At 56.9% G+C, this 10,001-nt stretch carries 8 protein-coding genes; 3 read left to right on the top strand and 5 right to left on the bottom strand.

What is annotated here, in order from left to right:
• Positions 1–180: 180 nt before the first annotated feature.
• The 5 genes from H7B90_RS12665 to zwf all read right to left on the bottom strand — a co-directional run bounded on the left by H7B90_RS12665 (position 181) and on the right by zwf (position 6,118).
• Positions 181–690 carry a hypothetical protein gene (locus tag H7B90_RS12665; protein ID WP_311772723.1) on the bottom strand — a complete coding sequence of 170 codons (510 nt, stop codon included), beginning with the start codon at positions 688–690 and terminating at the stop codon, positions 181–183.
• 58 nt (positions 691–748) lie between these two features.
• Complete coding sequence (locus H7B90_RS12660; protein ID WP_185136238.1) at positions 749–1,513, bottom strand: hypothetical protein; 765 nt, start codon at positions 1,511–1,513, stop codon at positions 749–751.
• Positions 1,514–1,906: 393 nt separating this feature from the next.
• Positions 1,907–2,572: a fructose-6-phosphate aldolase gene (fsa, locus tag H7B90_RS12655; protein WP_185136237.1), complete on the bottom strand. Its 666-nt coding sequence runs from the start codon at positions 2,570–2,572 to the stop codon at positions 1,907–1,909.
• 44 nt (positions 2,573–2,616) lie between these two features.
• The gene (tkt, locus tag H7B90_RS12650) at positions 2,617–4,605 is read right to left on the bottom strand and encodes a transketolase (protein ID WP_185136249.1); all 1,989 of its coding nucleotides are present in this window, start codon (positions 4,603–4,605) and stop codon (positions 2,617–2,619) included.
• Complete coding sequence (zwf, locus tag H7B90_RS12645; RefSeq protein ID WP_185136236.1) at positions 4,589–6,118, bottom strand: glucose-6-phosphate dehydrogenase; 1,530 nt, start codon at positions 6,116–6,118, stop codon at positions 4,589–4,591. The genes tkt and zwf overlap by 17 nt, the downstream gene beginning before the upstream one ends.
• A gap of 122 nt (positions 6,119–6,240) precedes the next feature.
• Between zwf and H7B90_RS12640 the strand changes: the two genes are divergently transcribed.
• The 3 genes from H7B90_RS12640 to H7B90_RS12630 all read left to right on the top strand — a co-directional run bounded on the left by H7B90_RS12640 (position 6,241) and on the right by H7B90_RS12630 (position 9,922).
• Entirely contained in the window at positions 6,241–7,119 is an 879-nt protein-coding gene (locus H7B90_RS12640; protein WP_185136248.1) for a LysR family transcriptional regulator, read from the top strand.
• A 168-nt stretch (positions 7,120–7,287) separates the two neighbouring features.
• Positions 7,288–8,367: a MerR family transcriptional regulator gene (locus tag H7B90_RS12635; protein WP_311772722.1), complete on the top strand. Its 1,080-nt coding sequence runs from the start codon at positions 7,288–7,290 to the stop codon at positions 8,365–8,367.
• 154 nt (positions 8,368–8,521) lie between these two features.
• On the top strand, positions 8,522–9,922 hold the full coding sequence (locus H7B90_RS12630) for an amidohydrolase (RefSeq protein ID WP_311772721.1): 1,401 nt from the start codon (positions 8,522–8,524) through the stop codon (positions 9,920–9,922).
• Positions 9,923–10,001: the final 79 nt, after the last annotated feature.

Below are 10,001 nucleotides of genomic sequence, written 5' to 3'. Positions count from 1 at the left end.
TATGCGCTTTCGAAATTCAGGCTTATCATCATTTCAAATTAGTTGCCTTAGGTAGAACTTAGATGTTTGCCTTAGGCCAGGTCGTGTGTTGTTTGAATAACTTCTATGGATATCCATATGATAACCAAAAGGCCCCGCAGCGTGAATACTTTGTTGTTTAAAGATTGGGCTTCTTAGTAATCACTCAAAATTCTGGTCTAGATTTAAAAACTGCAAGTCCAAATCGAATTTCTTATGCAGCTCGTTCTTCTCATATTGTTCAAGATAGCTGATAATACTTTCAAATATATTTATTTGAAACATCACTGACATATCAGAAATAGAATCAACATGTAGCCGGACCCTTTTTTGTTTTGATAATTCAAGCATTCGTTCTATTACTTCTTTAAATCCTCTTAATGAAATTTCCTCCTTGAACAGAAAGTCTCTTCTTAGATCAATATTTTGAAACTCCTTTTTATACTTCCCAATCATTTCGAGCCGTCTCTTTTCAGCAAGATCTGCACTTCTCTGCATAGGGCCGAGTCGGAATCGGGTTCTCCATTTTACAAATAACTCGGTCGGGATACCTAATTCTTTTGCTCCTGTCCATTGGTCCATAAATCGATCAACAATTAATTCATGCATAATTTCCTTTAACGGTTTACCATACTTTTTCTCCAGTAATTCTTTATATTCTACATCCTTCACAATTAAGAACCTCCTCCTATTGTCTTACTTCACAATTGAATCACTGATCTCATGAAAGTTACTTCTTTCGTATATGGGTACGATTGTATTTAGGTTGAAACCTGCTAATGAATTCTGCTTCAACCTGAGAAACAGATGGTCTATCTACTTCAAGATACCAAACATAAACAAACGATGGTTCCGTAATCTCTAACCGTTTTACATGCCTTATGCTCTTTAGATTTTCTGGTACTTCTTCTGTATTAATAGGATTTCTATTTCTCCATATTCGAAGTGCCGGATGTCTATCGAGAGTAAATTTTTCTACCAGAAAATCATATGTCTTTTTAATATCCTCATGGTATCTTTCCTCATTAATTTTTCTCTGCATCTCCAACTCATCTAGTTTTTCTCTAACTGGCATAAATAAATCTTCTATTGCATCAATGTAGCCAGGCCAAACACGAAGATAATCCTCAATTCTGTTTCTCGATATCCATCCTTCTTGAGTACGCCAACGATAACCATTTTGATATGAATATTCAAACCTTACATTGTCCCAAGATGTAATAGTCACTGAGTCATTTTCAAATGATATATCTTTTACTTTGCCACTACCATCCGATTTATTTCGTGAATACCAGTTATACCTAAGTGCGATAAGCTTTGAAAATGCAAATATCAGGTCTTCAAATTGGACATTTGATTGTGAACATCTTTCCAATAATTCTTGAGTAGAAACATGACCTCTAGTCTTTTTAAATTGAACTATGAAATCAGAGAAAATTTCGTACATCAACTGATTATCCTCTGACATATGTTCACCTCGATCAAAGTTCTTCATTTTTTCTTTTCCCCGAGCTGAACATAAAGTCTGGGCCAGCAGTCGGATGAGATGCAGATGCTCGTTGTGGATGTGTAAAGCAGCTTAACACGCGACAATTCATATCCTCAGTTACCGATTCTATGTACCAGCAGGGTCTACACGGAAACTAATTTTCTCGATGGGTTTCCACCTCCAAACAGATAGCGTGATGTAGCTTCCTTTACTTCACAACATTTTTATTGCATATCTAAAGACATTGACTAATTCATTAGAATTAATAATCGACAGCGATTTACAATGAAGACTAGTTCCATCATACCAAACAATTCCATATGCAGGAACGAAAAAAAGAGCCTGCCCGGCATAGAAACGTGCGATCGGGCAAGCTCTTGCAACTTTACGCTATGCTTCTTACTGAACAGCCTTCTTCCAGTCGGCGGCGAACTTCTCGAGGCCTTGCTCGGTGAGCGGGTGCTTGGCGAGCTGCTCGATGACCGAGAACGGAATGGTCGCGATGTGAGCGCCGGCCATGGCTACGCGGGTGACGTGGTCCGGATGGCGAACGGAAGCCGCGATGATTTGCGTGTCCAGGTTGTGGACGCGGAACAGCTCGGCGATTTTCGAGACCAGCAGCACTCCGTCTTCGGAGATGTCGTCCAGGCGGCCGAGGAACGGCGATACGTAGGTAGCGCCCGCGCGAGCGGCCAGCAGAGCCTGGTTGACCGTGAAGATCAGGGTGACGTTCGTCTTGACGCCCTTCTTAGCCAGATAGCGGCAAGCTTCGAGACCGGCCAGCGTCATCGGCAGCTTGATCGTGATGTTCTTGTCGTTGTTGTTGATCTTGATCAGCTCGTTCGCTTGCGCGATCATCTCTTCTGCCGTAACCGCGTCAGGAGTAACTTCGGCGGAGACGGATTCGACTTCCGGAACGGCCTTCAGAATCTCTTCGATGCGGTCTTCGAACTTGACGCCTTCCTTCGCGACCAGCGAAGGGTTCGTCGTGACGCCGGACAGGACGCCTACTTTGTACGCTTTTTGAATGTCTGCCAGGTTAGCGGTGTCGATGAAAAATTTCATGGTTCTCTACCTCCAAGAATATATTTATAAGATGGGGCTCAAAATTAGTTTAACAGATCTTGGGCCAAGCGAACGACGTTGCCGACGGAGAAGCCGAAGTATTCCATTACCGCGCCGCCCGCGCCCGAAGCGCCGAACGTGTCGATCGAGAGGACCTTGCCGCCGACGCCAGCATAGCGATCCCAGCCGAGCGAGATGCCCGCTTCGATGGTGATCCGCTTCGCGACAGCAGCCGGCAGAACGCTTTGCTTGTAAGCGTCGGACTGCTTCTCGAACAGCTCGCGGCTCGGCATGGCGACGACGCGAACGGAACGACCTTCCTTCTCCAGTTCCGCCTTGGCGCCTACGGCCAGAGATACTTCCGAGCCGGTCGCGATCAGAATCAGCTCCGGCGATGCGTTCGTCTCGGTCAGAACGTAGCCGCCCTTGGCGACGGCATCCTTGTTGGCCTTCGTCTCTTCGTAGATCGGCAGGTTCTGGCGGCTGAGCACCAGAGCGACCGGGCCTTCCTTCTGCGTCAGCGCGTAAGCCCAGGCGCTAGCCGTCTCGTTGGCGTCGGACGGACGGATAACCGTCAGCCCCGGAATCGTGCGCAGAGCGGCCAGATGCTCGACCGGCTCGTGCGTCGGACCGTCTTCCCCGACCGCGATGGAGTCGTGGGTGAACACGTAGACGACCGGCAGCTTCTGCAGAGCGGCCAACCGGATAGACGGACGCAGGTAGTCGCTGAATACGAAGAACGTGCTGACGAACGCGTTCACGCCGCCGTGCAGCGCCATGCCGTTGCCGGCCGCGCCCATCGCATGCTCGCGGACGCCGAAGTAGACGTTGCGGCCGGAGTAGGAATCGATGGCGAACTTGCCTTCGCCCTTGATGTCGGTCATCGTCGAGTGCGAGAGGTCCGCGCTGCCGCCGAAGATGGACGGAACGATTTTCACGAAATGGTTGATCGCTTCGCCGCTGGCGACGCGGGTCGACACCGTCTTCGAGGAATCGAACGTCAGGATGTCGGCGTTCTCGAGCTTCACGTTGCCCGCGATCGCGTCGGCGAGCTCGGCGCCCAGAGCCGGGTGCTTCGCTTGATAGTCGGCGAACAGCTTCTTCCACTCTTCTTCCTTCGCCGCCCCTTGCTTCTTCAGCCCTTCGAAATGCGCGCGCACTTCATCCGGAACAGTGAATTCTTCTTCGTAGTGCCAGCCGTACACTTCCTTCGTCGCCTTCGCTTCTTCCTTGCCGAGCGGGTTGCCGTGCACCTTGTTCGTGCCGGCCGCCTTGCTGCCGTAGCCGATGATCGTGCGAATCTCGATCAGCGTCGGCTGGTCGGCATGCCGCTTCGCGGCGGCGATCGCTTCCGAGATCGCGGCGATGTCGTTGCCGTCTTCGACGCGCAGGTAGTGCCAGTTCGCGGACTCCGCTCTCTTCTGGACGTTCTCGCCGAAGCTCAGGTTCAGATCCCCGTCCAGCGAGATGTCGTTCGAATCGTACAGGACGATCAGCTTGCCGAGCTTCATGTGGCCGGCCATGGACATCGCTTCGTACGAGATGCCTTCCATGAGGCAGCCGTCGCCGACGAGCGCGTACGTGTAGTGGTCGACGACCGGGAAGCCTTCCTGGTTGAACTTCGAAGCCAGATGCGCTTCGGCCATCGCCATCCCGACCGCCATCGCAACCCCTTGGCCGAGCGGGCCGGTCGTCGCGTCGACGCCGTCCGTGTGGCCGAACTCGGGGTGGCCCGGCGTGCGGCTGTTCAGCTTGCGGAACTGCTTCAGGTCTTCGATGGACACCTGGTAGCCGAACAGGTGCAGCAGGCTGTACAGCAGTGCGGAGCCGTGGCCGGCCGACAGAACGAACCGGTCGCGGTTGAACCACTTGCTGTTGCCCGGGTTGTGCTTCAGATGCTCCGACCAGAGGGAGTAGGCCATCGGAGCGGCTCCCATCGGCAATCCCGGATGGCCGGAATTGGCGGCGTTGATGGCGTCGATCGACAGCGTGCGGATCGTATCGATCGCGAGTTGATCAATAGTTTGCGTGATAGGCATAGCGTTCTCCTTTTTCACTCTCGGATTTGGATTGCGGCTCCTCTTGGTCGAACCACCAGCAGTTACCGTCCTGCGCGAGCAGCGCGGCGGACTCGGCGGGGCCGTAAGAGCCGGCTTCATACTTGTGCAAAGGAACCAGGTTCTCGGCGAACGCGTCCAGCACCGGCTGGACCCATTGCCAGGACAGCTCGACTTCGTCCCAATGCGCGAAGAAGGTGGCGTTGCCGTTCAGGGCGTCGCCGATCAGGTTCTCGTAGGCTTCCGGAGAATCCTTCGGGCTCTCGAACAGCTCGACCTGGACGGGCTTGAAGCCGCCGTCCGGACCGGCATCCTTCGTGTTGAGCCGCAGCTTGATGCTCTCGTCCGGCCCGATCTCGATGACGAGCAGATTCGGCGCGATGCCGTTCTCCTTGCCCGTCGCGGCCTGCTTCACGGGCTCCTTGAACTCGACGACGATTCGCGTCGACTTCTCCTTCATGCGCTTCCCGGTACGAATATAGAAAGGAACGCCCCGCCAGTCGTTGTTCTCGATGAGCAGCCGAGCGGCGATGAACGTGTCGTTCGCCGAATCCGGCGCGATGCCGGGCTCCGACGTGTAGCCGACGACCGGCTTGCCGCCGATGCTGCCCGCCGCGTATTGCCCCCGGACGACGCTCAGGCGAACGTCCTCCTTCAGCACCGGCAGGAGGGCTTCCATGACTCTCTTTTTCTTAAAACGGACCTTCTCCGGGCTGCTCTCGTGAGGCAGGTGGATGGCGGTCATCATGAGCAGCTGCAGCATGTGGTTCTGGAACATGTCGCGCAGCGCGCCCACGTGATCGTAATAGCCCGCCCGCTCCTCGACGCCGACCGATTCGGCCGCCGTAATCTGCACATTCGAAATATAGCGGTTCGTCCACATCGCCTGGATAACCGGATTCGCCTGCTGCAGGGACTCCAACCGCTGAACGACCGGCTTGCCGAGGTAGTGGTCGATCCGATAGATCTCCTCTTCCGCGAACGATTCGCTCAGCTTGCGGTTCAGCTCGCGAGCCGAGGCGAGATCGTGGCCGAACGGCTTCTCGATGACGAGACGCTTCCAGCCGTTCGCCGAGCCGAGGCCGCTGCTCTGGATGTTCGCGGCGATCGTCTCGAAGTATTCCGGTCCTACCGACAGATAGAAAAGCCGGTTCGGAGGCATCCGTAGCTCGGCTTCCCTCCGCTCGACCAGCTCGAGCAGCTTCCGGTAATCCTCTTCGCGCCCGATGTCCAGCACGCTGTACCGGAACGCTTGCAGGAACCGATGCAGCAAGCCCGCGTCGTTCGCTTCGCTCCTCGAGAACTTGCGAAGGGACTGCTCCACGCTAGCCCGGAAAAACTCGTCGCTCCACTCCCGTCGGCCGAGACCGATCACGGAGAACGGCTGCGGCAGCTTGCCGCGGACGAACAAATTATAGAGGGCCGGGTAGATTTTGCGCTTGGCCAAATCCCCGGTCGCCCCGAATAAGACAAAAGTCGTCGGATCCATCTTCTTGCTCCCTTCCGATGAACTTGATGTCGGCTCTGGTGTATTCTGCTTAGTTTCACTATAATACGTTTTGAAGCCATACAAGTAATTAATATATTTCACAGGAGATATAGACCGTGTCTATGGGTAACAATTACGAGCTGTACAAGGTGTTCTATTGGGCGGCGAAAACAGGCAGTTTGTCCCAGGCGGCCAAGGTGCTGTACCTGACCCAACCCAGCGTCAGCCATGCCATCAAGCAGCTGGAGGAGAGCTTCGGCCTGTCGTTGTTCTACCGCAACGCGAAGGGCGTGGAGCTCACGCAGGAGGGCGCCGTTCTCTATTCGTATATCGAGCAGTCGCAGATCCTCATCACTCTCGCCGAGGAGAAGATGGCCGCGCTGAAGAACCTCGACAGCGGAGAGCTGCGGATCGGCGGGAGCGATTCTCTGTTCAAGCACTATCTGCTGCCGTACCTCGAACAGTTCCATGAAGCGCACCCCGGCGTCAAGCTCCACCTCAATCACGGGACGACTCCGGAGATTATGGCTTTTCTGAAGGAAGGGCGGATCGATCTCGGCGTCGTGCGCATGCCGATCGTCGACTCCCAGCTCGAGGTGAAGGAGAGCTTCCAGCTGCAGGATTGCTTCGTGGCCGGGGCGCGTTATGCCGACCTGAAGGACGAGATGCTGTCTCTCGAGCGGCTGCTTCAGCATCCGATCATTCTCTTCTCCCGGAACAGCCGGGCGCGGATGACGATTACGGAGCTGTTCCAGAGCTACGGCTACTCGATCAAGCCGGAGATCGAAGTCGGCAGCGTCGACCTGCTCATCGAGTTCGCGCGGCGGGGGCTCGGCATCTCGTACGTGACGCGCGAGTTCGTCTCGAAGGAGCTGGAGGACGGCTCCCTGTTCGAGGTTCGGCTCGACGTTCCGCTCCCTCCGTCCCACGTCGGAATTCTGACGATGCGGAACATGCCGGTGTCCAGCGCGGCGAGCGCGTTTATTCGGTTGGTGCGTTAAGGCGGGGTTTGGCGAAAATAGCTTTACCTTGCCGTTACGTGAACGTTTAGGGTAAAGAGATGGACGGATCCGGCTTCGCTTACGGGGTCGCCGCTGCATACTCGGTACTCAGTCATCGTCATCGTCATCGTTCATCGGTCATCGGTCATCGGTCAGGAGGTGCCTTCCTTGGAGCTCTTGCATATCAAGCAATTGGCGCGGAGATTGAACGTCTCGGCCCGGACGATCCGCTATTACGAGGAAGCCGGACTCATCTCCCCGCGCAAGCATAGCGACAACCAATACCGGCTGTTCGACGAGCGGGACGTCCGCCGGCTGCAGACGATTCTCTCCCTCCGGGCGGTCGGCATCTCGGTCGAAGACACGAGAAGCTTGCTCGCCGAGCTCGATCGCGGCAACGAGGACGGGGTGCTTCACGCGCTCGAGCTGCAGCGGTCCATGATGTTCTCGCAGCTGGTCGAGCTCAAGAACAACATCGAGACGGCGGACCGGATGATTCAGCGGCTGAAGACGAACGGGTCTTTGGCTTGGGGGGATATTTTCGAGTGGACCGAGGGGGCGAAGCGGCTTCGAGAGCTGCGCTCCAACTGGCGGGACCACTGGGATTTCGACCGGCAGGCCGACTCGCACGACGAGCGAGTTCGCGGGCAGGGTCCGGGCGACGAGGGACGGCGGTTCGCGGATTATTCGACGGCGCTTCAGCTCGTCGTGGACTGGATCGATCCGCGCCCCGGCGAGAGGGGCTTGGACATCGGCACCGGGACGGGCAATCTGGCCGGGCTGTTCCTCGAGAGAGGCGTGCAGATGGCCGGCATCGACCAGTCGAAGGAGATGCTGCGCCGGTGCCGGAGCAAGTTCCCGTCGATGGAGACGAAGCTCGGTAACTTCCTCGCGATCCCGTATCTCGACCACAGCTTCGACTTCGCGGCGAGCAGCTACGCCCTGCACCATCTGGACGAGGAGCAGAAGCTGCTGGCCCTCGCCGAGATCCGGCGCGTGCTGAAGCCACACGGGACGATCTGCATCGCGGATCTCATGTTCGAGAACGAGGAGGCGCGCGGCCGGTACCTCGAGCGGTTGAGACGGGAAGGCGACACCGCGTTCGTCGGCTGGATCGAGAGCGAGAGCTTCGCGGACCGCTCGCGGCTGCTCGACTGGCTGAACCGCGAGGGCTATCTGACGCAGGCGAAGCAGGTGTCGGAGCTTCTTCACGTGATTCGGGCCGTGCCTGTTCGGCGGGGGTATTAGGAGATGGAAGACGAATGAGCTAGCGTTTCAGGTTGCCGCCGTCCCCTAGCCCCCGCTCCACTCTGCAAGCTCGATCGTTGCCTTGACCTTTCCGTAACGGAAACCCTTATTCTGATTCCGTTGTTTATGAGATGACGCGGAGGAGGAATTTAGGGTGAAAAGAATGAAAATTTGCGGGGCGCAAATTCTAACCATGAAGGAAGGCGACAAGCCGTTCGTCGGCGATATCGGGATCGAGGGCGAGCGCATCGCCTGGATCCGGGCTGCGGACGAGACGGGAGACGGCGCCCCGAACGGAGCTTGGACTGTTGTCGGAGGAGGAGCTGGAGCCGGGATCGATACCGGGAACGGGGCTATTGCCGAGTCCGCCGGCGCGGCCGAGTTCGATGCGGACGAGGTGATCGACGCGCGGGGAATGGCGGCGCTGCCCGGTCTCGTCAACGCGCATCAGCACTCCCCTATGAGTCTGCTCCGAGCGTTCTCGGACGATCTGAAGCTGATGGACTGGCTGAATCGGAAGATGCTGCCCGCGGAAGCGCGAATGACCCCCGAGGATATCTACTGGGGCTCGAAGCTGGCGATGGCCGAGATGATCAAGTCGGGCACGACCGCTTTCGCCGACATGTACATTCACATGAACACGATCGCCGAAGCGGTGCGCGAAGTCGGAATGCGGGCTTCGCTGACGCGGGGGCTCATCTTCCTCGAGGACGACGGCGGCCGGCGAATGACGGAGGCTCTCGATCTGGCCGAACGCTGGCACGGCGGCGCCGACGGTCGGATTACCGTCATGCTGGGGCCGCACGCTCCGTACACCTGTCCCCCCGATCCCCTGCGGGAAGTGATCCGGCTCGCGGAATCGATGAACCTGCCGATCCACATCCATCTGGCCGAGACCGTGGAGGAAGTCGTGCGCATTCGCGAAAAGTACGGGCAAACCCCGACCGAATATTTGGAGGAAGTCGGGCTGTTCGAGCGAGTTCACGCGCTGCTCGCTCACGCCGTTCACCTGAACCGGCGAGACGTGCGCCGGCTCGCGGGAATGCGAGGCGGCGTCGCCCATAACCCCGTCAGCAACCTGAAGCTTGGCTGCGGCATCGCGCCGGTCTCCGAGATGGCGAGCCTGGGAGTGACCGTCGGCCTCGGCACGGACGGAGCCGGCAGCGCGACGACCCTCGACCTGTTCGAGGAGATCCGAACCGCCACCTGGCTGCAAAAGCTCGATTACGGCGATCCGACCCGCCTGCCCGCTCTGGAGTCGTTGCGGATGGCGACCGTCGGCGGCGCGAAGCTGCTGCGGATCGACGGGGAAGTCGGCACGCTGGAGCCAGGCAAGCAAGCCGATCTCATCCTCGTCGATCTGAAGAAGCCGCACCTGCAGCCCGTTCATCGGCTCGAATCGCTGCTCGCCTATGCGGCATCCGGGGCCGATGTCGACACGACGATCGTCGCCGGCCAAGTGCTCATGCGCGGCCGCAAGCTGCTCGCGATCGACGAGGACGAGGTGCTGCGGCAAGCGTCGGCTCGAGCCGCGCGTCTCGTCGAACGGCTGTAGGGCGTTTGCTGCCCCATTGCCAAGTTCTTTTATCCGATATACACTATAGCCATCGGACGTGAAGCACACGCCGCCTTGA

This window comes from Cohnella xylanilytica (assembly GCF_014212175.1).
Classification (GTDB): domain Bacteria; phylum Bacillota; class Bacilli; order Paenibacillales; family Paenibacillaceae; genus Cohnella; species Cohnella xylanilytica.
Note: the sequence above shows the minus strand (reverse complement) of the source record. Positions and strands in the feature narration are given on the sequence as shown.